At 71.6% G+C, this 22,458-nt stretch carries 23 protein-coding genes and 2 pseudogenes; 12 read left to right on the plus strand and 13 right to left on the minus strand.

Annotation, left to right across the window (positions count from 1 at the left end):
• The first annotated feature begins 91 nt into the window (after positions 1 to 91).
• The gene (locus ACYU7L_RS04425) at positions 92 to 2,677 is read left to right on the plus strand and encodes a cation-translocating P-type ATPase (RefSeq protein WP_460794052.1); all 2,586 of its coding nucleotides are present in this window, start codon (positions 92 to 94) and stop codon (positions 2,675 to 2,677) included.
• Between the two features lie 34 nt (positions 2,678 to 2,711).
• On the opposite strand, the gene ACYU7L_RS04430 is transcribed toward ACYU7L_RS04425, so the two are convergent.
• Together ACYU7L_RS04430 and ACYU7L_RS04435 are read right to left on the minus strand one after the other, a co-directional pair.
• Positions 2,712 to 5,507 carry an immune inhibitor A domain-containing protein gene (locus tag ACYU7L_RS04430; protein ID WP_460794053.1) on the minus strand — a complete coding sequence of 932 codons (2,796 nt, stop codon included), beginning with the start codon at positions 5,505 to 5,507 and terminating at the stop codon, positions 2,712 to 2,714.
• A gap of 301 nt (positions 5,508 to 5,808) precedes the next feature.
• A complete protein-coding gene (locus ACYU7L_RS04435) occupies positions 5,809 to 6,174 on the minus strand; it encodes a carboxymuconolactone decarboxylase family protein (RefSeq protein WP_460794054.1) in 366 nt (121 codons plus the stop codon).
• Positions 6,175 to 6,322: 148 nt separating this feature from the next.
• On the opposite strand from ACYU7L_RS04435, the gene ACYU7L_RS04440 reads away from it, so the two are divergent.
• Positions 6,323 to 6,970, plus strand: coding sequence for a hypothetical protein (locus tag ACYU7L_RS04440; RefSeq protein WP_460794055.1), 648 nt, complete (start codon positions 6,323 to 6,325; stop codon positions 6,968 to 6,970).
• Between the two features lie 113 nt (positions 6,971 to 7,083).
• The gene (locus ACYU7L_RS04445) at positions 7,084 to 7,308 is read left to right on the plus strand and encodes a hypothetical protein (protein ID WP_460794056.1); all 225 of its coding nucleotides are present in this window, start codon (positions 7,084 to 7,086) and stop codon (positions 7,306 to 7,308) included.
• Between the two features lie 3 nt (positions 7,309 to 7,311).
• On the opposite strand, the gene ACYU7L_RS04450 is transcribed toward ACYU7L_RS04445, so the two are convergent.
• The 4 genes from ACYU7L_RS04450 to ACYU7L_RS04465 form a co-directional block, all read right to left on the minus strand.
• Positions 7,312 to 8,595, minus strand: a complete 1,284-nt coding sequence (locus ACYU7L_RS04450) for an RNA polymerase sigma factor (RefSeq protein ID WP_460794057.1) — start codon at positions 8,593 to 8,595, stop codon at positions 7,312 to 7,314.
• A complete protein-coding gene (locus ACYU7L_RS04455) occupies positions 8,568 to 8,987 on the minus strand; it encodes a YciI family protein (RefSeq protein WP_460794058.1) in 420 nt (139 codons plus the stop codon). The genes ACYU7L_RS04450 and ACYU7L_RS04455 overlap by 28 nt, the downstream gene beginning before the upstream one ends.
• A 328-nt stretch (positions 8,988 to 9,315) precedes the next feature.
• A complete protein-coding gene (locus tag ACYU7L_RS04460; RefSeq protein ID WP_460794059.1) occupies positions 9,316 to 9,861 on the minus strand; it encodes an HNH endonuclease in 546 nt (181 codons plus the stop codon).
• Positions 9,825 to 10,733 (minus strand): 13E12 repeat family protein, encoded by a 909-nt coding sequence (locus tag ACYU7L_RS04465; RefSeq protein ID WP_460794060.1) that lies wholly within the window; start codon positions 10,731 to 10,733, stop codon positions 9,825 to 9,827. The genes ACYU7L_RS04460 and ACYU7L_RS04465 overlap by 37 nt, the downstream gene beginning before the upstream one ends.
• A gap of 310 nt (positions 10,734 to 11,043) precedes the next feature.
• On the opposite strand from ACYU7L_RS04465, the gene ACYU7L_RS04470 reads away from it, so the two are divergent.
• The 7 genes from ACYU7L_RS04470 to ACYU7L_RS04500 all read left to right on the plus strand — a co-directional run bounded on the left by ACYU7L_RS04470 (position 11,044) and on the right by ACYU7L_RS04500 (position 16,410).
• Positions 11,044 to 11,214: a hypothetical protein gene (locus ACYU7L_RS04470; protein WP_460794061.1), complete on the plus strand. Its 171-nt coding sequence runs from the start codon at positions 11,044 to 11,046 to the stop codon at positions 11,212 to 11,214.
• An 89-nt stretch (positions 11,215 to 11,303) separates the two neighbouring features.
• Positions 11,304 to 11,762 (plus strand): helix-turn-helix transcriptional regulator, encoded by a 459-nt coding sequence (locus tag ACYU7L_RS04475; RefSeq protein WP_460794062.1) that lies wholly within the window; start codon positions 11,304 to 11,306, stop codon positions 11,760 to 11,762.
• Between the two features lie 5 nt (positions 11,763 to 11,767).
• A complete protein-coding gene (locus tag ACYU7L_RS04480) occupies positions 11,768 to 12,181 on the plus strand; it encodes a VOC family protein (protein WP_460794063.1) in 414 nt (137 codons plus the stop codon).
• A 7-nt stretch (positions 12,182 to 12,188) separates the two neighbouring features.
• A complete protein-coding gene (locus tag ACYU7L_RS04485; RefSeq protein WP_460794065.1) occupies positions 12,189 to 12,866 on the plus strand; it encodes a glyoxalase in 678 nt (225 codons plus the stop codon).
• The gene (locus ACYU7L_RS04490) at positions 12,863 to 15,244 is read left to right on the plus strand and encodes an ATP-binding cassette domain-containing protein (RefSeq protein ID WP_460794066.1); all 2,382 of its coding nucleotides are present in this window, start codon (positions 12,863 to 12,865) and stop codon (positions 15,242 to 15,244) included. Before ACYU7L_RS04485 ends, ACYU7L_RS04490 begins: the two co-directional genes overlap by 4 nt.
• A gap of 35 nt (positions 15,245 to 15,279) precedes the next feature.
• Complete coding sequence (locus ACYU7L_RS04495; protein WP_460794068.1) at positions 15,280 to 15,711, plus strand: GNAT family N-acetyltransferase; 432 nt, start codon at positions 15,280 to 15,282, stop codon at positions 15,709 to 15,711.
• Between the two features lie 42 nt (positions 15,712 to 15,753).
• Positions 15,754 to 16,410, plus strand: a complete 657-nt coding sequence (locus tag ACYU7L_RS04500; RefSeq protein ID WP_460794069.1) for a class I SAM-dependent methyltransferase — start codon at positions 15,754 to 15,756, stop codon at positions 16,408 to 16,410.
• Here ACYU7L_RS04500 and ACYU7L_RS04505 read toward each other — a convergent pair.
• Genes ACYU7L_RS04505 through ACYU7L_RS04515 form a run of 3 tightly spaced genes read right to left on the minus strand, consistent with a single transcriptional unit; the run spans position 16,393 to position 19,130 of the window.
• Positions 16,393 to 18,249: a DUF5671 domain-containing protein gene (locus tag ACYU7L_RS04505; RefSeq protein ID WP_460794070.1), complete on the minus strand. Its 1,857-nt coding sequence runs from the start codon at positions 18,247 to 18,249 to the stop codon at positions 16,393 to 16,395. The two genes, ACYU7L_RS04500 and ACYU7L_RS04505, sit on opposite strands and share 18 nt — an antisense overlap.
• Positions 18,246 to 18,692, minus strand: a complete 447-nt coding sequence (locus ACYU7L_RS04510; RefSeq protein WP_460794071.1) for a hypothetical protein — start codon at positions 18,690 to 18,692, stop codon at positions 18,246 to 18,248. The genes ACYU7L_RS04505 and ACYU7L_RS04510 overlap by 4 nt, the downstream gene beginning before the upstream one ends.
• Positions 18,693 to 18,743: 51 nt before the next feature.
• Entirely contained in the window at positions 18,744 to 19,130 is a 387-nt protein-coding gene (locus ACYU7L_RS04515; RefSeq protein ID WP_460794072.1) for a VOC family protein, read from the minus strand.
• Positions 19,131 to 19,209: 79 nt separating this feature from the next.
• Between ACYU7L_RS04515 and ACYU7L_RS04520 the strand changes: the two genes are divergently transcribed.
• Together ACYU7L_RS04520 and ACYU7L_RS04525 are read left to right on the plus strand one after the other, a co-directional pair.
• Entirely contained in the window at positions 19,210 to 19,938 is a 729-nt protein-coding gene (locus ACYU7L_RS04520; RefSeq protein ID WP_460794073.1) for a TetR/AcrR family transcriptional regulator, read from the plus strand.
• 16 nt (positions 19,939 to 19,954) lie between these two features.
• Positions 19,955 to 20,257 carry a hypothetical protein gene (locus ACYU7L_RS04525; protein ID WP_460794074.1) on the plus strand — a complete coding sequence of 101 codons (303 nt, stop codon included), beginning with the start codon at positions 19,955 to 19,957 and terminating at the stop codon, positions 20,255 to 20,257.
• Between the two features lie 85 nt (positions 20,258 to 20,342).
• Here the strand turns inward: ACYU7L_RS04525 and ACYU7L_RS04530 are convergent, their stop codons facing one another.
• From ACYU7L_RS04530 to ACYU7L_RS04545, 4 genes and pseudogenes are all read right to left on the minus strand, one after another.
• Positions 20,343 to 20,735 carry a YciI family protein gene (locus ACYU7L_RS04530; RefSeq protein WP_460794075.1) on the minus strand — a complete coding sequence of 131 codons (393 nt, stop codon included), beginning with the start codon at positions 20,733 to 20,735 and terminating at the stop codon, positions 20,343 to 20,345.
• 112 nt (positions 20,736 to 20,847) lie between these two features.
• Positions 20,848 to 21,498 carry a class I SAM-dependent methyltransferase gene (locus tag ACYU7L_RS04535; protein ID WP_460794076.1) on the minus strand — a complete coding sequence of 217 codons (651 nt, stop codon included), beginning with the start codon at positions 21,496 to 21,498 and terminating at the stop codon, positions 20,848 to 20,850.
• Between the two features lie 118 nt (positions 21,499 to 21,616).
• Positions 21,617 to 22,190 (minus strand): annotated as a pseudogene (locus tag ACYU7L_RS04540) (class I SAM-dependent methyltransferase).
• A pseudogene (locus ACYU7L_RS04545) lies at positions 22,180 to 22,458 on the minus strand (hypothetical protein); the annotation flags it as partial. The pseudogenes ACYU7L_RS04545 and ACYU7L_RS04540, both read right to left, overlap by 11 nt.

Raw genomic sequence — 22,458 nt, forward strand, 5'->3', positions numbered from 1 at the left:
TCATCGCCGGGTCGTACGGCGAGCAAGTGACCAACGGCCCTCACGCGGAGGACGGCGCCGGACGCACGCTGAAGGGTGGAGGAGCACGAGCATGACCACCCTGCACACCGAAGGCTTGAGCACGACCGAGGCCGCCGCCCGACTGGCCGACCGCGGACCCAACCGCCTTCCCGCTCCCCGGCGTCCCTCGGCCCTCAGACGCCTCGGTGAGGAGCTCACCCACTTCTTCGCACTGATGCTCTGGGTGGCCAGTGGCCTGGCCGTGCTGGCCGATCTCCCGGCGCTCAGCGTCGCGATCGTCGCGGTGATCCTGCTGAACGCGCTCTTCGCCTTCGCCCAGCAGGCACGCGCCGAGCGGGCCGCGGACCGGCTGCGCGAGATGCTGCCCACCCGGGTGTCGGTGTGGCGCGACGGACGCGTGCAGGTGATCGAGGCGGAGGAGGTCGTCACCGGCGACGTGCTGCTGCTCGAGGGCGGAGACCGCGTGCCCGCCGACGCCGTGCTGACTCACGCCAACCGGCTGCTGGTGGACTCCTCCCTGCTCACCGGCGAGAGCGTGCCCGCGGCGCTCGACGACGGCGACCGGGTCCACGCCGGCACCTTCGTCGTCGAGGGCGACGCCCGGGCGCTGGTGATCGCCACCGGCCAGGACACCCGGCTGGCCGGCATCGCCAAGCTGACCACGGCCTCCACCAAGCCAGTCACGCCGCTCACCCGGGGCCTCAAGGGCGTCGTCCGGCTGATCAGCGCCCTTGCGGTCGGAGTCGGCTCCGCGTTCCTGCTCGTCTCCCTGCTCATCGGCAACGACCTCCAGGACGGCTTCGTCTTCGCGATCGGCGTCACCGTCGCGCTGGTCCCCGAGGCGCTGCTGCCGACGGTCACCCTCTCCCTGGCCTGGGGTGCCGAGCAGATGTCGAAGCGCCAGATCCTGGTCCGCAAGCTGGAGGCGGTGGAGACGCTGGGCTCCACCACGTTCATCTGCACCGACAAGACCGGCACGCTGACCCGCAACCAGATGGCGGTCGTCGAGGCGTGGTCGCCCTCGGGCAGCGTGCGCGTGCACGGTGACGGCTACGCACCGGAGGCCGAGCTGGACTGGTCACCGGACGCCGATCGCGATTGGTTCACGGCGTTGGCGCAGGCCGGGGAGCGCTGCGCCACCGGCTTCGCCGAGCTCGTGGACGGAGCCTGGCGCGCGCACGGCGACCCGATGGAGGCGGCCCTCGACACGTTCGCCCGCCGGCTCGGAGTGGACACCGCCGAGGACCGTCGCGGGCACCCCGTGCGGCTGCGGTTCCCCTTCGACCCGCGCCTGCGCCGGATGTCCGTGGTCCTCGACGACGGCGTCGTGGTGAAGGGTGCCCCGGACGCGGTGCTGCCGCTGTGCGGGAACGGCGAGGAGGCGCGCGCCCGCCTCGATGCTCTCACCGCGCGCGGCCTGCGGGTGCTGGCGATCGCGCAGGCCCCGCCACCGGACGCGGCGCCGCGCTCGCTCGAGGAGAGCGAGCGGGGACTGCGTCTCCTCGGCCTGGTCGCGCTCGAGGACCCCCCGCGTGAGGAGGTGCGCGACGCGCTGAGCGCCTGCCGCCGGGCCGGGATCAAGGTCGCGATGGTGACCGGTGACCACCCGGCGACCGCCCGTGCGATCGCCGACGAGGTCGGGCTGCGGCTGCCGGACGCTCCGGTGCTGAACGGCCACGACCTGCCGGCCGACGAGACCGAGCTCGCCGCCCTGCTCGACCACGACGGTCTGGTCGTCGCCCGGGTCTCGCCGGAGGACAAGCTGCGCATCGCCCGGGCCCTGCGATCACGCGGCCACGTGGTGGCGATGACCGGGGACGGCGTGAACGACGGCCCCGCCCTGCACGAGGCCGACATCGGCATCGCCATGGGCCGCTCAGGCACCGACGTCGCGCGCGAGGCCGCCGACCTGGTGCTGCTCGACGACTCCTTCGCGAGCATCGTCGTCGGCATCGAGCAGGGGCGCGCGACGTTCGTGAACATCCGCCGGTTCCTGACCTACCACCTCACCGACAACGTCGCCGAGCTCACGCCGTTCCTGGCCTGGGCGCTGTCTGGTGGCCAGTTCCCGCTGGCGTTGGGCGTCCTGCAGATCATCGCCCTGGACCTCGGCACCGACACCCTGTCGGCGGTGGCGCTGGGCGCCGAGCCGCCGGCACAGCACCTGCTCGAGGGGCCGCCCGTGCGCGGGCGGCTGATGAACCGCACCGTGCTCCGGCGGGCGTTCGGGCTGCTCGGGCCCCTGGTGGCCGCGCTGACGATGCTCGCGTTCCTGGTGTCGCTCGCCGCTCTGGGCTGGCGACCGGGGGAGGCCTTCCCCACCGGCGACGAGCTGCGGTCGGCGTCCGGCGCCGCCTTCATGACCGTGGTGATCGCCCAGACCGCCAACGCGTTCGCGTGCCGCAGCTCCAGTCGCTGGCCAGGCGCCCTCGGCTGGACGACCAACCGGCTGCTCGTCCCCGCCGCCGCCATCGAGTTCGCCTTCTCCCTGGCCGTCCTCCTGGTGGCGCCGATCGCGGTGGTGCTCGGCCATGCCGTCCCGCCGCTGCTCGGCTGGGTCGTCGCGGTCCTCTCGGCCCCGGTGCTGCTCGGCGTCGACGCGCTGGACAAGCAGAGGAGGCGCCGGCCCCCGAGGGGACCGACGCCTCATGCGTGAGCGCGACGTACGGCGCTGCGGGTGACCGCCAGGGTCAGCCCTTCGGAGCGACGATGCTGATCAGTGCCGCCTCGTTGCCGCGCATCGCCTTCTTCACGGTGACGCGGGTGCCGTACGAGACCCCGTCATCGGCCGGGTTGCCCGAGCCGAGCGGGGTCACCAGGCCGATGTCCTCGCCGTAGTAGTCCGGCAGCGGGTTGCCGTTCTCGTCCACGACCCGGGTCGAGTACGGCGCGTTGCCGAACGAGGGGACGACCACCGAGGCGTCGGCGTCGCGGTAGAACATCCGGCCGTCGGCCTTCACCTCCAGGCCCGGGTACCAGCCCAGGTCGTCGGTGAAGGAGCGGACCGCGTCGAGCGCGCTGAACGACGTGCACTCCTCGACGGTCAGGTCGGCGTTCGTCAGGCACTCGCGGAACGGGTAGGTCCGCTGCAGACCGAACGCCGCGTTGGAGGACTGCGCCCGCGACGGCAGGTTCTTCAGCGTCGTCGGGTCCAGCGCGGCCGCGGCGCCGGTGCGGCGCAGCGGGTCGTAGTGGCTGTCGACGATCAGCAGGCCGCCCTTGCTGCCCTCGCTCGGGAGCGACGTCAGGTTGTTGAGCACGTGGTTGGCGTCGCCGTACGACGTGTCGCGGTACCAGACCAGCGCACCGGGAGCGTTGTACTTGATCTTCTCGACCTTCCAGGAGCCGTCCTCGGCCTGGTAGGTCGTGTCGTAGGCGTACTTCAGGCCCTCGTCGAAGCCGTCGAAGTTGCGCCACTCGACGAGGTAGTACTGCGCCTGAGCGCTGGTGCCGGTGTCGATGACCCAGCCCGCGCCGGGCGCCTCCCCGTCGACGAAGGTGCCGGTGGCCGCGGTCCAGCCGTTGGCGCCGTTCTCCACGTCGTCGGACCAGACGGTCTCCCCGTCGGCGACCAGCGAGAAGTCGTCGGCGAACCAGCCGCGCTCGGTGAACGCCGCGTCGGTGGCCTGCAACAGGCGCAGCTGCACCGTGCTGCCGGCGTACGACGAGAGGTCGACGTAGTCGTGACGCCAGCCGTCGCTGGAGCCGGTGAGCCCGTACTTGCGCTCACCCATCGTGGCGAGGTTGCCGTTGGGGTCGGCGTAGTCGTCCGGGGTGGTGACCTCGGCGCCCGACTCGTCGTACACCTTCAGCTGGGTCCAGGTGCTGCCACCGTCGGTCGAGACCTCGACGAAGCCGAAGTCCCAGTCCTCCTCGATGACGTAGTTGTTCCACATCCAGAACTTCGCGTCGGTCGCGGCCGGGACCTCGACGGAGCGGGTGATGGTGTTCTTGGCCCAGCTCTGGTCGTTGTTGCCCCACCACATGTTCTCGCCGCTGTGCGGCTCGGCGAGCGTGCGGACCTTGTCGGGCAGGTTGATCTTGACGCCGTCCTCGCTGCCCTTGAGCGGGCGGGAGTTCTGGCCCACCTTCACGGTGCGGGGACGGTCACCGGGGTTGATCTCGACGGGGTCGACCCAGCCGAGGACGTACTTGTCCCACAGGCCCATGTGCGTCGGCATCGACTGGAAGATCGGGCCGGCGTGCGAGCCGGAAGACATCAGGTCCCAGAAGTCGACGTCGGAGTCGCCGCCGCTGCCGGTGTCGTAGAGGTCGGGCAGGCCGAGGTCGTGGCCGTACTCGTGGGCGAAGACGCCCACGCCGGAGTCCTCGGGCTGGACGATGTAGTTGGACAGCCTGAGGTCGGTGCCGGGCACGCTGGCGCCGCCCGCCACCGCGGAGGAGTGCGCCCACAGGGCGTAGGTGCCCTCGGCGCCGCCGCCGCCGGACTTGTCGGCACCGGCGTGCACGAGCACGACGTGGTCGATGACGCCGTCGGGCTCGTAGTAGTTGCCGTCGCCGTCGCGGTCGCCCTGGTCCTCGACGTCGTAGTCGGCCCACGGGAAGTCGGGCTCGGCCTTGGCCAGCGCGGCCACGGCGTCGATCGGGAGCTGGCCCGCGCCGAGCTTGTTGTCGGGGTGGCCCTGCATGTCCTGGACCGCGCCGGCCTCCCAGACGCCCTCGTCGTTCTTGTGGCAGACCGACGCGCCGTACCAGCCCTCGGAGTGGTCGACCGTGACCCACGGGGTGGCCTCACCGTCGACGGTGTAGGCGCCCTGCGACATCTCCTCGTACATGTTCTTCATGGTGTAGCCGGAGATGTCGACGCCGCGACGCCCGTCGGGGCCGCGCAGGTCGGGGCGGATCCGCTCGGTGATGCCGCGCTTGGTGTAGAGCATCTTGTTGAAGTGCTCGGAGGAGAAGTCCTCCACCCACATCGAGTTGTTGTCCTCGTGGGCACCCTCGGCGGGGTTGGGGATGTTGTTGTGCAGGGGGCCGTTCTGGACCGAGCCGGGCTGGCACTCGGTCGCGCCGAACTCGGTCGGGACCATCACGTCGGAGAAGTCGTCGTCGGCGTTGTCGTTGAACTCGACCAGGATCGTCAGGAGCTTGGCGGTCTGCGTCTCCTTGGCCTGCTTGTAGCGCGACTTGTACCACTTGGGCGACTTGCCCGTGCGGATCGACTTGGCCTCCAGCTTGGCCAGCTCGCGCGCGGCGACCGGGTTGCCCTGGGAGTGCTTGGCGTCGAACTTCATCGCCTCGGCGATGACCTCTTCGCGTCGGTCGGCGGCCTTCGGGCCCTTGCGGACCCGGGTGTCGGAGCCGAAGGCCTTCTCGACCTGCGGGGCGACGTAGTTGATGTAGCTCTCCGACACGGGGGCGTCGGAGGTGTTCGTCGTGGTGGCGTCGTCGGCCGGGGCGGCGCTGACGCTCACCCCGGTCGAGGCGAGACCGGTCGCGACGAGGGCCAGGGCAGGGGTTGCCACGGCCAGACGGAAACGAGATGCACCGCTGCGACGGTGGGCCATCTCTTCCCCCTTTCGGCCCGGAAGACCGGGCTGGGACGGCGGAAAGAGAGCGCAAAGAAGGCCGATGCGCCCGAGAACACGCCGGAGTTGATCCGGCATTGTTCCGGGTCGTATTGCCTCCGAGTCGTGCAGATGCAGCAGTCTGCATCACGAATTGTCGTTTGGGGAGGGGTGCGACCGGACGAGTTGGGCGCCGCGGGGCGGAACCCGGGAAAAGTGGTCAGATCGCAACCTGACCGTGGCCGTCGGGTGCTGGCGCTCAGGCCGGCGGTTCGCTCTTCGCGTCCTCGAACTCGCAGAAGGCCGCATAGGCGCGCGGGCCGTAGATCGTGGCCGGTCCACCGGCCATCAGGTAGGTCACGCCGATCGCCTCGGCGGCCTCCTGCCGGGTCGCTCCCGCACGGGCCGCGGCCTGGGCGTGCGAGGCGATGCACCCGTCGCACTGGTCGACGACGCCGATGCTCAGCGCGATGAGCTCCTTGGTCTTGGTGTCCAGTGCACCCGGGGCGAACGCCGCGCGGTGCAGCTCCCCGAAGCCCTTGTAGACGTCCGGGATCGCACGCCGCAGCTCCCGACTCAGCGGGGAGAGGGCGGTCAGGACGTCCTTGCCGTGCTCGTGGCTCATCGGGTGCCTTTCGTCGTCGGGCGAAGCTCTCCCGATCGTGGTGCCGACCGGCTCGGGCTGTCCAGAGGCGGAGGTCCCACTGCCTCCTTCTCGTCGTCACACAGATGAACAGCGGCTGAACAGCAGGTGACGTGACAGAGTGCTGTCGGTGTCCGCCACTCTCCTGGCCCCCTCGACGCGAACAGCCCCGCTGCCCCTCGCGCCGGTGGAACGCGCCCAGGTTCGTCTGGGTCGGCCGGTCCTGTGGCGAGTGACGGCGTGGCGTCTGGCGGTGGTCACCTCGGCGCTCACCGGGGTCTGGCTCGCCGCTGTGCAGTACGACGTGTGGTGGACGGCGCTGAGCCAACTCGCCAGCCTCGCGGTCGCCGCGTCGTACCTCGCCCTGGCGGCGGTGCCGTTCGTGGCGCGGGACCGTCACGAGCCCCGCTCCCCCTGGCTGCGGGGCGCGCTGGCGACGTCGATGGTGCTCGTCTCGCTCGCCTATCTGGTGATGACCGGCGGCGACCTCAGCGACCCCTACTCGGTCTTCGAGCACCTGGTCACCCCGGCGCTGGTGGTCGCGGACTTCCTGCTGGTCGGGCGCAACCAGGTGCACGTCCGCTGGTGGCACCCGCTCAGCTGGCTGCTGCCACCCGCGGCCTACCTCGTCTACTACGTCGTCGGAGACCTGCGGGTCTACGTGGCGCTCGACGCGAGCCAGCCCGCGACGTTCGCAGTGCGGACGGCTCTGCTCGGGGTCCTGGTGCTCGGCGCGGGGCTGGTGCTCTATGCCGTCGGGCGCGCTCGGCGCCGTTGAGTTCCGATTAGGGACCAATCCTTGGCATTGGGGACTTTCGGCCCACCAGGATCCCCCTCGTGGCGCCCGAGAATGGGGGAGTAAGAGCACGTCATCGCCAACATGGAGTCAGCATGTCGCTCGCAACGCAGTCCACCCAGGCCAGTCTGACCGACGCGGTCCTCGGTGCCATCCACGCAGGTTCGTGGTCTCAGATCGAGATCCTCACCGACCTCGCGGACCTTCACTTCGAGCGGGCCCACGTGCTCGCCACCCTCTGGGAGATGGTCGACGAGGGCACCCTCATCTACCACGCCGAGGACGCCTTCCCGACGTTCCGCCCCGCCTGCTGCGGCTGAGCCTCACCCCAGCCCCGCCAGCCTGCGCCGCAACACGCCGCGCTCCCGCTCGTTGCCACACAGCCGTACGGCGACGTGCAGCTCGGCGCGCGCCTCGTCGGTCCGGCCGAGCCGTCCCAGCAGCTCGGCCCGCACACTCGGCAGCAGGTAGGAGCCCGGCAGGCTGCCCGACGCCGCGAGCTCGTCGAGGATCGGGAGAGCCGCTGCCGGCCCCTGCGCCATCGAGAGCGCCACCGCCCGGTTGAGCTCGACCACCGAGGAGGGGGCCAGCCGGCCGAGCACCTCGTAGAGCAGCACGATCCGCGCCCAGTCCGTCTCCGCGACCGACGGCGCCACGGCGTGGCACTCGGCGATCGCCGCCTGCACGCCGTACGCCCCCAGGCCGCGCCCCGTTCGGCCCGCCTGTGCCAGCGCGGCCCGACCGCGGCGGATGGCGCTGCGGTCCCAGCGACGCCGGTCCTGGTCCTCGAGCAGCACCGGCTCACCGTCGGCGTCCACCCGGGCAGGGAAGCGTGCCGCGGTGAGCTCCATCAGCGCGAGCAGGCCGTGCGTCTCGGCCGCGTCCGGGACCAGCCGCGACAGGATGCGGGCAAGCCGGATGCCCTCGCGCGCCAGGTCGTGGCGCATCCACTCTGCCCCTGACGTCGCCGAGGACCCCTCCGTGAACAGCAGGTAGAGAACGCTCAGCACCGAAGCCAGGCGCTCTCGGCGCTCCTCGGGCGAGGGCACCGCAAACTCCACCTTCGCGGCCGCCAGCGTCTTCTTCGCCCGCGTGATGCGTGCCTGCGCCGTGGCCGTCGGCACCAGGAAGGCACACGCGATCTCGTCGCTGGTGAGGCCCCCGAGGACCCGCAGGGTCAGCGCGACCTGGGCCTCGCGGGAGAGCACCGGGTGGCAGGCGATGAACATCAGGGCGAGGACGTCGTCGTCGATCTGGTCGGCATCCCACAGCACGTCGTGGTCCGCGCCGACGATGTCGTCGATCCGCTCGTGCGCCAGGGCCGCGTAGCGCTCGTCGAGCGCGGCCCGTCGGCGGAAGGCGTCGATGGCGCGGCGACGGCTGGCGGTGAGCAACCAGCCGGTGGGGTTCGCCGGCACCCCGTCGCGCGGCCAGGCGACGAGGGCCTCGGCCAGGGCCTCCTGGGCGAGATCCTCCGCCAACGCGAAGTCCCCGGTGAAGCGGGTCAGGGTGCCGACGATGCGGGCGGACTCGATGCGCCACACCGCCTCGACGGCCTCCCGTCCTGTCCGTGCAGGACCTACAGCTGGCCCGTGGCCTCGCGCCACGCCCGCTCCTTCTGGATCCACACGTTGTCCTGCGGAAACTCGTCGATGCTGGGGACGCGCCGGATCTCGGTCTTCATCCCGGGCCCGGCCAGCGGCGCCCGCTTGGCCCACTCGACCGCCTCCTGCTGCGAGGCGACGTCGAGGATCCAGAAGCCGTTGAACAGCTCCTTGGTCTCGCCGTACGGCCCGTCGGTCACCACGGGCGGCTGGCTGGAGTAGTCGACGACCACCCCCGTCGCAGCATCGTCGAGACCCTCTGCCGCCACCAGCACGCCTGCGGCGATCATCTCGTCGTTGAAGCGCCCCATGGTGTCGAGGATCTGATCGAAATCGACGTTCTCGAACGCAGCCATGGACTCGTCGGTGGCGCGCATGATCAGCATGTACTTCATGGTCTTCTCCTGGCTCGCGGGCCCTCCTTCGGACCCTCTCACCCCGTAGTCGAACGGCGGAAGCATGAATCGACATCTCCTGAGAGGTTCCTCGCAGACGAGCCCGTTCGTTGGTCGAGCAGGTTGCGCAGCCCGATCGCTGGTCGAGCAGGTTGCGCAGCCCGATCGCTGGTCGAGCAGGTTGCGCAGCCCGATCGCTGGTCGAGCAGGTTGCGCAGCCCGGTCGTTGGTCGAGCAGGTTGCGCAGCAACCGACGTCGAGACCCCACCCGCAGACACACCGAAGCCCCCGCCGGATGCTGCCTACGGCGGGGTCCGGGGCGGTGCAGCTATTCGTCGGGTGGTGGTACGGCGCGGGCCCGGTCGCGGGTCACGTCGAGCGTGCCGGTGTGGTCACGCAGGTACTGATACCCCTGAGGACTCGTCCACAGGAACGTCCCCGGATCGATCACCGTGTAGGACCACGGCGAATGCGTCTTGTGACGATGATGCCGCCGACACAACGGAGCCAGATTGCACGAACAAGTGCTTCCGCCGGCCGCGTGTTCTCGAACGTGGTCACAGTCCGCCCGATGCCCATCAGGTCTGAGCTTGCGGGCTGGTCGGGTGCACCACGGGAACACACACGAGTGGTTGATCAGCGCCACGCGTTCGACGAGCCGGTCGGGGACCTCGTAGGCGCCGACGTGGACGTGGTCCTCCAGATCGATCACCGGTTTCACGGTGACCTGGGCATCAGGGCTGGCGCACCAGTCGCGAACCTGATCGACGGACACGAAGGAGCGGGTGTTCTCCACCCGGGCGAGGCGGACGCCGTCGTCATCGAGGCCCCGAGCGACTAGGGCGTCGTGGGAGAGGTGGACGTAGAGCACCACCTGACGCGGACGACGAGCCGGGGAGCGCGGTTGACGGGAGCAGGGGGTGAGTCGGATCCACCGCGCTGAGCCGGTGCGGCGACATCGTCGGTGGTGCCGGGGTCATGACCGGTGTTGTTGAGGTCGAAGGCGAGCTGGCGGCGGGCGAGGTCGCCGGCGGCCTTGGCCCGGCGGGCGCCGAGGGGCTCCTCCGAGCCGAGTGCGCGTTGGGCCTCGGCTCCGGCGGTGACGGCGGCGTCGAGGTCCATCGCATCGGCGATGTCGAGCTCGCCGCGGATAGCCATGGTGCCGTCGTAGGAGACCTGGTCGGTGTCCACATCGAAGCACCGGCCATCGGCCGCGTTGCGGCGGCGCTGCTCGGCGTCCTCGGGCTGGAACCGGACCCGGGCCTCCTCGATCAGCCGGTCCAGCGCGGCGATGCCGATCTTGTGCGCGACCGGGGCGACGTGACGGTCCACGAACGCCGCACCAGCGGGTACCAGGCTCATCGTGGCGTCGACGATGCGGCGCGCCTTCCACGCCACCAAGTCACCGGCACACACCCGCGCCCAGACCTTGGGCAACCGGTAGCGCAGCTCGACGGCCTGGCCGACGTAGCGGCCACCGGCGTCGGTGGACATGCCCACCGCGAGGGCGAACTCGGTGATCGCGAACTCCGCCACCAACGGGGCACCCTCCCCGGCGATGGGCAGGCCCCGGTCGCCGTACCCGTCGTGGGCCAGCGCGGCATCGGTGAGGGAGTCGACCGAGTGCATCGCGGCCCAGTCCACGGCGAGCTGGAGCTGCTCGACCTCGGCCCGGTCGGCGGTCGAGCGGCGTGCCCGGGCAGCCTCGAGCACCGCGGCGGCGGTGTCGGGGGCTGTCTGGGTCATGGATCTATTGGATCAGGGGCCGCCGACATTCCCAGGGCCAGATGCGGGGCGACGCGCAGACTGTGGAGAACTTTTTTCGCGGGTGGGTCTCGACGTCGGTTGCTGCGCAACCTGCTCGACCAACGAACCGGCTGCGCAACCTGCTCGACCACCGAGGTGGGGCTACGCAACCTGCTCGACCACCGAGGTGGGCTGCGCAACCTGCTCGACCAACGAACCCGGCTGCGCAGGCTGCTCGACCACCGATGGGGATGGGGGAGGATGGCGCCTCCGAGCCTCGCACCGGCGGGCCGGCGACGAAGAGAGCGCTATGTACTTCGACAACAAGCCCTGCGCGGTCTGTGGCAGCGAGGTCGAGCTGCGGCCCCACACCAAACCTGGGCCCAGCGATCCCGACAGCACGGTCGACGACCGGGTCTGCACCAACGACGACTGCGAGACCAACCAGGCCGGACGGCCGGCGGACGCGCCCCGTCCCTGAACCCCGTCCCTGCCCCCGCCGCTGACCCCGCCGCTGACCCCGGACATTTCCGCTGGCCGCCGTACGCCGCAAGTGGCACGATCGGACGGGTGACCGGCAGTCCCGCTGAGAACGCGCACGCCCAGCGCCTGCGCGACCTCGTGGTGCTGCGCCGGGTGCGCGACCGGATCGACCGGGACTACGCCGAGCCCCTGGACGTCGAGGCGCTCGCCCGTGGCGCTCACATGTCCGCGGGACACCTGAGTCGGGAGTTCCGCCGCGCGTTCGGCGAGTCGCCGTACTCCTATCTGATGACGCGACGCATCGAGCGCGCGATGGCCCTGCTGCGGCGCGGCGACCTCTCCGTCACCGAGGTGTGCTTCGCGGTGGGCTGCTCGTCGCTGGGCACGTTCAGCACCCGGTTCAGCGAGCTCGTCGGCATGCCGCCCAGCACCTATCGGCGTGAGGCGGCAGGGGCGACCGAGGGGATGCCGTCGTGCGTGGCCAAGCAGGTCACCAGACCGGTCAGGAATCGAGAAGCACCCACCCCGCAGCCGCACCTAGCGTGAGCGACATGAACCTCACCATCCACTCCGCCTTCCTCCCCCACAACGACGCGGACGCCGCCCTCGCGTTCTATCGCGACGCGCTCGGCTTCGAGCTCCGCAACGACGTCGGCTACAACGGCCTGCGCTGGCTCACCGTCGGCCCGGCCGGCCAACCCGACACCAACCTGGTCCTGCACCCGCCGGTCGCCGATCCCGGCGTCACCGACGAGGAGCGCCGGGTGATCAGCGAGATGATGGCCAAGGGCACCTACGCCATGCTGACCCTGGCCACCCCCGACCTCGACGCGACGTTCGCGAAGCTGCAGGCCAGCGACGTCGTCGAGATCGTCCAGGAGCCGATCGACCAGCCCTACGGCATCCGCGACTGCGCCGTGCGCGACCCGTCCGGCAACCTCCTGCGCATCAACCAGGTGAAGTAGGCCCGTCATGTCCCTCATCGACTCGCTCACGCTCGAGGTCTCCGACCTCCCCGCCGCCCAGGACTTCTACGCCGCGCTCCTCGGGGCCGACGCTCCGGTCCGCCTGCGTGCCGGCGATGCCCCGACCGACGGCTTCCGCGGCTTCACGCTCTCGCTCACAGTCGCCCAGCCGGCCGACGCCGACCTCCACCTCGAGACCGCGATCGGTGCCGGCGCCACGGTCCTGAAGCCGGCCGCCCGGTCGTTCTGGGGGTACGGCGGAGTGGTCCGCGCCCCGGACGGCACGATCTGGCAGGTCGCCACCTCCACCAAGAAGAACACCGCCCCGCCCTCGCGGCGCGTCGACGACGTCGTACTCCTCATCGGTGCCGAGGACGTGGCCGTCAGCAAGCGCTTCTACGTCGAGCGCGGTCTCACGGTGGCGAAGAGCTACGGCCGCAAGTACGTCGAGTTCTCGACGCCGGGGAGCCCGGTCACACTGGCCCTCAACGGTCGCCGCGCGCTCGCCAAGGTCGCCGGCGTCCCGGTCGAGGGGTCCGGATCGCACCGGATCGCCATCGCCGGCGAGGGCGGCCCGTTCACGGACCCCGACGGGTTCACCTGGGAGGCCGCAGCGGTCTCCGACGACGCAACCGACCGGGCCCACGCCACCGACCAGGCCCACGAGGGAGACACCACCCGATGACCACGACGACGGGCACCCAGCCGCCGCAGCATCCCGCCGACTCGCACGACCTGATCCGGGTGCAGGGCGCCCGCGAGAACAACCTCAAGGACGTCCACGTCGAGATCCCGAAGCGTCGACTGACGGTCTTCACCGGGGTCTCGGGGTCCGGGAAGAGCTCCCTGGTCTTCGCGACGATCGCCGCGGAGTCGCAGCGGATGATCAACGAGACCTACAGCGCGTTCGTGCAGGGATTCATGCCATCGCTGGCACGCCCCGAGGTCGACCGCCTGGAGGGCCTGACGACCGCGATCATCGTCGACCAGGAGCGGATGGGCGCCAACCCCCGCTCCACGGTCGGCACCGCCACCGACGCCCACGCGATGCTGCGCATCCTGTTCAGTCGGCTCGCCTCGCCGCAGATCGGCCCGCCCACGGCGTACTCCTTCAACGTCCCCACCCGCAGGGCCAGCGGCGTGATGTCCACCGACAAGGGCACGCACACCGAGCGCAGCGTGGTCCGCGAGGCCGTCTATCTCGGCGGCATGTGCCCGCGCTGCGAGGGCATGGGGCAGGTCAACGACATCGACCTCACCGCGCTGTACGACGCCTCGAAGTCGCTGTCCGAGGGTGCCCTGACTGTGCCCGGCTATTCGATGGACGGGTGGTACGGCCGGCTCTTCGAGGGCGTCGGCCTGCCGATGGACAAGCCGATCGAGAAGTTCACCAAGAAGCAGCTCGAGACGATGCTCTACGCCGAGCCGACCAAGATCAAGGTCGACGGCATCAACCTCACCTTCGACGGGATCATCCCCAAGATCCAGAAGTCGATGCTGTCCAAGGACCCCGAGGCGATGCAGCCGCACATCCGGCGCTTCGTCGAGCGGGCGGTGACCTTCCAGACCTGCCCCGAGTGCGCGGGCACCCGGCTGACCCAGGAGGCGCTGGCCTCGAAGATCGAGGGGAAGAACATCGCCGAGCTCTGCCAGATGCAGATCGACGACCTGGCCGAGTGGGTGCGCGCCCTCGACGAGCCCTCGGTGGCGCCGCTGCTCAAGGGCCTGCAGCACCTGCTCGACTCGTTCACCGACATCGGTCTGGGCTATCTCTCCCTCGACCGTCCGGCCGGCACGCTGTCGGGCGGCGAGGCGCAGCGGACCAAGATGATCCGCCACCTCGGCTCGTCGCTCACCGACGTCACCTACGTCTTCGACGAGCCCACGATCGGGCTGCACCCCCACGACATCGAGCGGATGAACCAGCTGCTGCTGCGGCTGCGCGACAAGGGCAACACGGTGCTCGTGGTCGAGCACAAGCCGGAGACGATCGCGATCGCCGACCACGTGATCGACCTCGGCCCCGGCGCCGGGAGCGGCGGCGGCGAGATCTGCTTCGAGGGCAGCGTCGAGGCGCTGCGCGGGAGCGACACCGTCACCGGTCGCCACCTCGACGACCGGGCCACCCTCAAGGACTCCCTGCGTACCGCGACCGGGCAGCTCGCGGTGAAGGGCGCCTCCACGCACAACCTCAAGGACGTCGACGTCGGCATCCCGCTGGGCGTGCTGTGCGTCGTCACCGGCGTCGCCGGCTCCGGCAAGAGCTCGCTGATCCACGGCTCCGTCGCCGACCGGGACGAGGTGATCGTCATCGACCAGGGGGCCATCAAGGGCTCGCGGCGCAGCAACCCCGCGACGTACACCGGTCTGCTCGAGCCGATCCGCAAGGCCTTCGCCAAGGCGAACGGCGTGAAGCCGGCGCTCTTCAGCTCCAACTCCGAGGGCGCCTGCCCCACCTGCAACGGCGCCGGCGTGATCTTCACCGAGCTGGGCGTGATGGCGACGGTCGAGTCGCCGTGCGAGGAGTGCGAGGGGCGGCGCTTCCAGGCGGCCGTGCTGGAGTACACCTTCGGCGGCAAGAACATCGCCGAGGTCCTGGCGATGTCGGTCACCGAGGCCGAGACGTTCTTCGGTGCGGGCGAGGCGCGCACACCGGCGGCGCACAAGGTCCTCGACCGACTGGTCGACGTCGGGCTCGGCTACCTCAGCCTCGGCCAGCCGCTCACCACGCTGTCGGGCGGCGAGCGCCAGCGCCTCAAGCTGGCCACGCACATGGGCGACAAGGGCAGCGTCTACGTGCTCGACGAGCCCACCACAGGTCTCCACCTCGCCGACGTCGCGCACCTGCTCGGGCTGCTCGACCGGCTCGTCGACTCCGGGCAGTCGGTGATCGTGATCGAGCACCACCAGGCGGTGATGGCGCACGCGGACTGGATCATCGACCTCGGCCCGGGAGCCGGCCACGACGGTGGACGCGTCGTCTTCGAGGGAGTGCCCGCCGACCTCGTCGCCTCCCGCGCCACGCTGACGGGAGAGCACCTCGCGGCCTACGTGGGCCGATAGGGTCCGCTGGTGGATGTCTGGGCTCGGGGTCTGAGGTGATCGAGCGCCTCAACGAGGTCGAGGTCGACACCGACCTCGCCCGCCTCGACCTCGCCCTGGTCCACCACTGGCTGTCCACCGACGCCTACTGGGCGCGCGGGCGCACGCAGGAGGCCGTGGAGTCGGCGGCTCGCGGCTCACTCAACTTCGGGGCCTATGCACCCGACGGCCGCCAGGTCGGCTATGCCCGGGTGGTCACCGATCGGGCGACCTACGGCTGGGTGTGCGACGTCTACGTGCCCCCGGAGCACCGGGGATCCGGCATCGGCCGCGCGCTCGCCGAGGCGGTCGTCGCCGAGTGCCGGACCTTCGGGAGCGTGACACTGATGCTCTCCACCGCCGATGCGCACGGCCTCTACGAGCAGGTCGGGTTCACCGTGCACCCGGAGGCGCAGAAGGTGATGGTCCTGCGCTCCGAGTCTCCCTGAGGGCGGTGCGGCCACGTGTCGCCACGTGACAGCATCCGGCAGATGACGTCCTCGGATCTCTTCGACCCCCACGGCGTCGGCGCCGCCTACGACACCGTGGCGGCGGACTACGCCGCCTACTTCCCGGACACCCGGGCGGAGTCACCGCTGGACCTGGCCATGGTCGACGCCTTCGCGGCGGCGGTGACGTCGCACGACGATCCTCGCGTGCTCGACGCGGGCTGCGGCACCGGCCGGATGAGCCGGTACGTCGCGGCGCGCGGCTGCCGGCCCGAGGGGGTCGACCTGTCACCGGGGATGGTGGCGATGGCCCGCCGCGGGCAGCCCGGCGTGCCGTTCACCGCGGCCTCGGTGGCCGCGCTCCCCTATCCCGACGACCAGTTCGCCGGCGTGCTGCTCTGGTATTCGATCATCCACACCCCACCCGCGGGCCTGTCCCGGATCTTCGCGGAGGCCGCCCGCGTCCTGCGTCCCGGAGGCCACCTGCTGGTCGGCTTCCAGTCCGGGGAGGGAGCCCGCGACGTCGCACCGGCCTACCGCCGGTTCGGCCACGAGATCCGCCTGGAGCGCCACTGCTTCACCGCCGACCAGATCTCCGCGCACCTGGCAGCGGTCGGCCTGCGCGAGACCGCTCGGATGGTACGACGAGCCCGGGACGGCGAGCGGGACGACCAGTCGTCGCTACTCGCTCAGGCCTGACGCGGCCGGTTCGACACGAGCCTGCTCGACCGGGGCCGACTCGACCGGCGCCGACCCGACCGGGCCGCGCTCGACCGGGCCGCGCTCGACCGGGGGCAGCCGGACGGGCAGCCGCCGGTCGATCGGGACCACGCGCAGCCGCTCGTCGTCGGCCAGCACCAGGACCTCGGGGGCGCCGCTCGTCTCAAGCGCCACCAGCAGTGCCTCCTCGGGCCAGCGCCGCGGCGCGACGTCCGTGCGGGTCCAGGCCCACACCCCCGCGCCCGTACGACGCGCCAGCGCCTCGGCGGTCCCCGCGTCCCCCACGCCCAGCAGCAGGACGAAGCGCGGGCCCGGCCTCACCCTGTCGCGCGCGCCCTCGGCCCCGGCGGCCTCGCGCTCCTCGCCGTACACGACCCAGTGGTAGGTCGCGACGGCCCCCGCGGTCACCAGGATCCCGATGGCGAACCGGATGTCGCGGACGATCACGTCGGCGGCCGTGCCGAGCATCAGGCCCTCGATCAGCAGCCACGCACCGGCGAGGAGGGCCGCGACGGCAGCCAGACCGGCGACACCGAGCAGGCCCACCAGATAGATCCGTCGCGTCGGCGAGGAGACCTCGTGCTCGGGCTCGTCGGCGACGGCCTGCTGCCCCCGGCGCCAGAAGCCCCACCAGGAGGGCGCACCGACACCGAGCAGGGTGAGCGCCGCGAGGACGGTGTTGCCGGGGCCTCCTGTCGTCACCAGCGAGGGCTCGACCAGTGCCTCCACGAGCGCGACGACGAGGATCGTCGTACCGGCCGCTGCGGCGACGAGCCCGATGCCGGCGAGGACGTAGTCACGGACCCGGTCGACCTCGGAGCGGCCCGGGAGCTCGGCCTCGCTGAGGAGACCCTGGTGGTAGGCGAGGGTGAGCAGGCCGACGCAGGTCGCCGCGAGCGCGGCGGGCATGGTGTCGAAGTAGCGCTCTGCATCGGAGGTCCCCGGCTCCCCGACGAGCCACACCAGCACCCGGAAGGCGGCGATGCTGCCGGCCACCAGGAACACCACCAGGCCCGCCGCCGACCCGGCGAGGAGGACGTAGGCGTGCCACTGCCCGTCACGCTCGGCACCGAGCGCGTTGCGCCACCAGTAGAGGCCCCACACGGCCGCGCCGAGGCCGAGCGTCACGGCGCCCTCCGCGACCGGTGAGTGGCGTCCGGCGATGAGCCTCCCGGCGTCCAGTCCCAGCCAGATCTCCAGCGCCCCGCTGAGCAGGACGCCCAGGCCGACGAGGGTGGCAGCCAGCCCGAGGAGCGAGCCGCCCAGGAGGTGGGTCCGCATCAGCCCGCTGTCGACGGTCCGCTTGCCGAGCCACCAGTGGACGGCCCAGGTCGTGGTCCAGACGAGGGCGTCGGCGGCGGCCTGCGGGACGAAGGGGCGCAGGCCGAGTGCCCAGGAGAGGACGTCGTGGACGGCGAACACCGCGACCACGAGCGAGACCAGGCTCGCCACCGTGACGTAGAGCGCCCAGGCGCCCGAGTGGGCCTCCCCCGGGTCCCGCGCCAGCGTCTGGCGTGACCAGATCGCGAGGCCGGCGAGCAGCGGCGCGCCCACGAGGGTGAAGGCGACGCTGCGGGCGAGCGCCGACTCGCTGACCGCGAGCGTCGAGTCGCGCGCGAAGAGGGCGGCGAGGAGCCCGGCGAGCCCGATGGCGGTGACGACGACGAGCCCGAAGAGCAGGACGTACTGGAACAGCTGCCGCGTCGCGTGTCCCTCGGGGGTGGCCTCGCGTGAGCTCCCACCTCGACGTGTCAGGCGCTGGACGACGAGGGCTCCCACGATCAGGAGGCCGAGCAGCAGCAGCACGGCGCCGATCATCGGGGCACCTCCTCGCCGCACCCGTAGAGCGGCCAGGGGCTGCCCGAGACCAGCCACTCACCGTCGCGGAGGACGAGCCGGAACGCATGCTCCTCGCTCCAGCCGCTGGGGATCAGCCCGCCGGAGCCCGTCGTGATCTCGACGTCGACGCGCGCCGTCGTCGTACGCGTGTCGACATCGCGCAACGAGACATGGACGTCCTCGTCGACGTAGGCCATCTCCAGGTCCACGAACCCGCAGCCGATCGCCGGGTCGAGCAGCGCGGCAGCGGACTCGTGGTCGTGGTCGAGCACGGCCTCGAGGTAGGCCTGGACGGCGCCCTCGGGCGAGTCAGGCGGCAGTGCGACGGGCGCCCTCGCGGCCGCGACGGCCACCGTCACGAGTGCAGCCGCGACGACGAAGCCGACGATGCCGACCAGGACCCCTCGCGAGGCTCTGGACACACCTCCACCCTCCGCCGACGCGGCGCACCCCACCAGAGGCGGAAGGTCCCCTCACTCCGGCGTGACCCACTGCACGAGCTGCCAGACGAGCCCGTTGGCGTCGGCGAACTGGCAGTAGCGCTCGCCCCACGGCTCGGTCTCGGGCGGGGTGACGACGCGCGCGCCGGCTCCCGCGATCCGGGCGAACTCCGCGTCGAGGTCCTCGACCACGAACGCCAGCAGCATCCCCTGGCCCGCCGGCCCCGCGATCTCCGGCGGTCGGAACGACTCCAGGCCGGTGCGCAGGAACGCCAGCGCCAGGCCGGCCGTGGGATGGGTGAGCGAGACGAACCCGTCGGCGGCCATCTCCTGGGCGAAGCCGAGGTGGTCGCGGGCGAAGGCGGCCGACGCGTCGATGTCGGCGACGTTGAGCGAGATGGCGCTGGCGGTGATGTGCATGGGCGGCTCCTTCGATCGTTTAATACCGTACGTCGTACAACGTAATGCCGCATGAAAGAGTTCCCGCGAAGGAGGACCGATGCCGCGGCCACTGATCGACCTGCTCTGGCGCGACCACCCCGCCGCACCGTCCGGCGGTCGTCGCGGACCTCGCGCGCGCGTCTCGACCGGCAGCGTCGTGGCGGCGGCGATCCAGATCGGCGACGCCGACGGGCTGGGCGCGGTGACGATCCGCCGGCTCGCGAGCGAGGTCGGAGTCTCGACGATGTCGGTCTACACCCACGTCAACAGCCGCGACGACCTCCTCGTGCTGATGGCCGACTCGGCGCACGCCGGCCTGGCGCATCCCTCGTGGGGCCGGCTCGGCTGGAGGTCACGTGTGCGGAGGATGGCCGAGGCCAACCTCGCCCTGCTCGACGCGCACCCCTGGCTGCTCGACGTGACCGACGAGCGGACCACGCTGGGCCCCGGCACGATCGCGAAGTACGACCACGAGCTCGCGGCGTTCGACCCCCTCGGCCTCGACGACGTCACCCGCGACGCGGCGCTCAGCTTCGTCCTCGACTTCGTCCGCTCCAGCGCCCGGTCGCGTCGCCCGGGGCCGCGCGCCGGCGAGCTGGCCGAGCACTGGCCGGAGTGGGGCGCCCGGCTCGCGTCGTACCTCGGTGACGACTTCCCGCTCGCGCAGCGGGTCGGGGCGGCCGCCGGTGAGGCGATGCAGGCGGCGTACAGCCCGGAGCGGGCCTGGGAGTTCGGGCTCGACCGGGTCGTCGAGGGGCTGGCGAGCCTGCCGGACCAGACCGACTGACTCCTAGGCTGGAGACATGGGCGCGTCACCTGAGCGGACACCGGACGGACGGTACGTCGTGATCGACGGCCGGCGGTGGCGCGCGACGGATCCCGCGATCCCCGAGGAGCGCCGCGACGAGCTGACCCGGACGCTGATGGCCTGGCGCCGCGAGGTCCGCCGCACCAAGGGCACCGACGACGAGGCGGCCTCGCGCGCGGGGGTCCAGGCCACCAAGGTCGCCCTGGGCGAGCGCGGGACGCCGTGGTGGGAGCAGTCGGACGACGAGCGCGAGGCCCGGTGGAGCGCGGACGTGCCGGCGCCCGCGACTGGTGAGTAACTGGAGGATCGCACGCACCCGCTGGCTGCGAATCTCCAGTTACTCACGGGTCACCGCTCGCTCAGCGCCCGCCGTACGGGTGTACTCACCCCTCGTGACCGCCCGGCCACATCGTGGGGCGCAGCTCGACCGTCTCGCCTGGCCCGGAGAACGCGGCGGCGATCTCCTCGGCGCGCGCCTGGCTCCCGACGTCGATGAGGAAGAAGCCGGCGAGGTGCTCCTTGGTCTCCGAGTAGGGGCCGTCGGTCGCCATCGGCCCGCTGTCCCCCCAGCGGTAGAGGCGAGCGGCGGCGCTGTCGCCGAGGGCCTCGCCCCCGATCAGCTCGCCGTTCTCCTGCATCCGGGTCATCTCGGCCTCGAAGGCGTCGTCGAGGCGCTGGCGCTCCTCGGCGGGCAGCGCCTGGAGCTCGGCGACGTAGTCACCTGTCGGGTGACCCCACGGCTGGGGGTTGGAGTGGATCAGCAGGACGTACTTCATCGGTGCCTCCTCGGCGGCTGCGGCAGGTCGTCCCCGACCGTCACCGCGTACGTCGGAGCCGCCCCCCGCGATGTCGACATCGCGCCGGCCACTTTGTCATCGCCGTCGCGGATCAGGGAGTACGGCGCGCGAGGAGCGTGGAGTCGCCGATGTGGATCTGCACGCCGTCGCGGACCACGCTGCGGGGACGCTGCTCCACGACGATGGCCTCGAAGTCGGCGGGCAGGGCCGGGAGCAGATCCTCGGCCAGGAACATCGCCCGGCGGTGACTCTCGGTCAGCTGGTGGTGGTGCTCCGAGGGCTCGTGGCCGACGACGAGCAGGTGCCCGCCGGGAGCCACGGCCTCCGCCAGCCGGCGGGTGACCTCGACCATGCCGCCGTCCGGCGGGTGCAGGAAGTGGGTGGTGACCAGGTCGAAGCTGCGTCCGCCCGCGGCGAACTCCCGCGCATCGACCTGCCACCAGTCGGTCCGGTCGGCGACGCCGGCCTCCTCGGCGTGCCGCTTCGCCCGCTCGAGTCCCGTGGCGGAGAAGTCGGCCCCCGTCACCTGCCAGCCCTGCTGCGCCAGCCAGATGACGTCGCCGCCCTCGCCGCAGCCGACGTCGAGCGCCGTCCCAGGAGTCAGGCGAGAGGCCTCGGTGACGAGCTGGGGGTTGGGATCGCCGCTCCAGACCTTCTCCTCGCCGGAGTAGCGCTCCTCCCAGCCTTCCGGCTCGAACATCGCCGCTGCGTCCTCTTCGGTGGGGTTGGTGTGTCCACTCATGCGGTGCCGCCTCTCGTCGTACGACCTGGGTGTGTCGTGACCACCAGCCTGCAACCCCAGCAGAGCGGTGACAACAACCTTTGCCACAACAGCAAACCCCAGCCCGCCGATGTGGGGGTCAGGTCTTGCTCACCAGGAGGTAGCGCTCGTCCTCTATCGGCTTGCCCCACAGGACCGGCTCCGGCAGGTGGCGCACCGTCGCCTCCGCACGCAGGCCGCGGACCAGACGCTCCGTCTCGGCGGCGCCGAGTCCGGCGCCGGTGCCCCAGCGGCCCTCGACCAGCACCAGGCTCCCGCCCGGCCGCAGGAGCTCGACCCAGCGGGCGAGCGCGTCAGCCGGGGAGGGCAACGCCCAGAGGACGTGCCGGCTCAGCACCACGTCGTACGACGCGGGCTCGAGGGCCGGCGCGGCCGCGTCGCCGACGACGAGCCTCGCCTCCGGGACCTTTGGCCCGCGCCCTCCGGATCATCTCCGGGGAGAAGTCGACGCCGTCCACGTCGTAGCCCTCGTCGACGAGCAGCCGGGTGAGCGTCCCCGTGCCGCAGCCGAGGTCGGCGATCCGCGCAGGGGCGGCGGGCAGGACGCCGAGCAGCAGGTCGCGCCAGGCCGCGCGCGTGGCGGGGTCGGCAAGGCCGTGGTCCGCCTCGTCGTCGAAGGTGAGGGCCTCACGGTCCCAGAGCTCACGCGTCACGGGTCACCCCCGGAGCCCGTGCCGTGCCCGACAGGTCGAGCAGGTCCGCCATCTCGTCGAGGGATCTCCACCCGCGCAACCCCTCAGGCCTGAACGAAGGGCCCATGCCGAACGCGAGTGACGCGAAGCGCTCCCCCATCAGCCGGTGCGTCTCCCCGTCGGGGTGGAGGCCATCGGGCAGCGGCAGCGCAGCCGCGTCCGCCGCGCCGTACAGCTCCCGTCCGTCGAGGTAGTGCAGGAAGGGGTCCGTCGCGGAGCGCTCCGCGAC

This window comes from Nocardioides pacificus (assembly GCF_054775955.1).

What these genes read in the sequence shown, in the direction of transcription:
- ACYU7L_RS04425 (WP_460794052.1), top strand. Translation starts at nt 92, where the DNA reads ATGACCACCCTGCACACCGAAGGCTTGAGCACGACCGAGGCCGCCGCC.
- ACYU7L_RS04435 (WP_460794054.1), bottom strand. Translation starts at nt 6,174, where the DNA reads ATGAGCCACGAGCACGGCAAGGACGTCCTGACCGCCCTCTCCCCGCTG.
- ACYU7L_RS04445 (WP_460794056.1), top strand. Translation starts at nt 7,084, where the DNA reads ATGTCGCTCGCAACGCAGTCCACCCAGGCCAGTCTGACCGACGCGGTC.
- ACYU7L_RS04455 (WP_460794058.1), bottom strand. Translation starts at nt 8,987, where the DNA reads ATGAAGTACATGCTGATCATGCGCGCCACCGACGAGTCCATGGCTGCG.
- ACYU7L_RS04465 (WP_460794060.1), bottom strand. Translation starts at nt 10,733, where the DNA reads ATGACCCAGACAGCCCCCGACACCGCCGCCGCGGTGCTCGAGGCTGCC.
- ACYU7L_RS04470 (WP_460794061.1), top strand. Translation starts at nt 11,044, where the DNA reads ATGTACTTCGACAACAAGCCCTGCGCGGTCTGTGGCAGCGAGGTCGAG.
- ACYU7L_RS04480 (WP_460794063.1), top strand. Translation starts at nt 11,768, where the DNA reads ATGAACCTCACCATCCACTCCGCCTTCCTCCCCCACAACGACGCGGAC.
- ACYU7L_RS04485 (WP_460794065.1), top strand. Translation starts at nt 12,189, where the DNA reads ATGTCCCTCATCGACTCGCTCACGCTCGAGGTCTCCGACCTCCCCGCC.
- ACYU7L_RS04490 (WP_460794066.1), top strand. Translation starts at nt 12,863, where the DNA reads ATGACCACGACGACGGGCACCCAGCCGCCGCAGCATCCCGCCGACTCG.
- ACYU7L_RS04500 (WP_460794069.1), top strand. Translation starts at nt 15,754, where the DNA reads ATGACGTCCTCGGATCTCTTCGACCCCCACGGCGTCGGCGCCGCCTAC.
- ACYU7L_RS04505 (WP_460794070.1), bottom strand. Translation starts at nt 18,249, where the DNA reads ATGATCGGCGCCGTGCTGCTGCTGCTCGGCCTCCTGATCGTGGGAGCC.
- ACYU7L_RS04515 (WP_460794072.1), bottom strand. Translation starts at nt 19,130, where the DNA reads ATGCACATCACCGCCAGCGCCATCTCGCTCAACGTCGCCGACATCGAC.
- ACYU7L_RS04520 (WP_460794073.1), top strand. Translation starts at nt 19,210, where the DNA reads ATGCCGCGGCCACTGATCGACCTGCTCTGGCGCGACCACCCCGCCGCA.
- ACYU7L_RS04525 (WP_460794074.1), top strand. Translation starts at nt 19,955, where the DNA reads ATGGGCGCGTCACCTGAGCGGACACCGGACGGACGGTACGTCGTGATC.
- ACYU7L_RS04530 (WP_460794075.1), bottom strand. Translation starts at nt 20,735, where the DNA reads ATGAAGTACGTCCTGCTGATCCACTCCAACCCCCAGCCGTGGGGTCAC.
- ACYU7L_RS04535 (WP_460794076.1), bottom strand. Translation starts at nt 21,498, where the DNA reads ATGAGTGGACACACCAACCCCACCGAAGAGGACGCAGCGGCGATGTTC.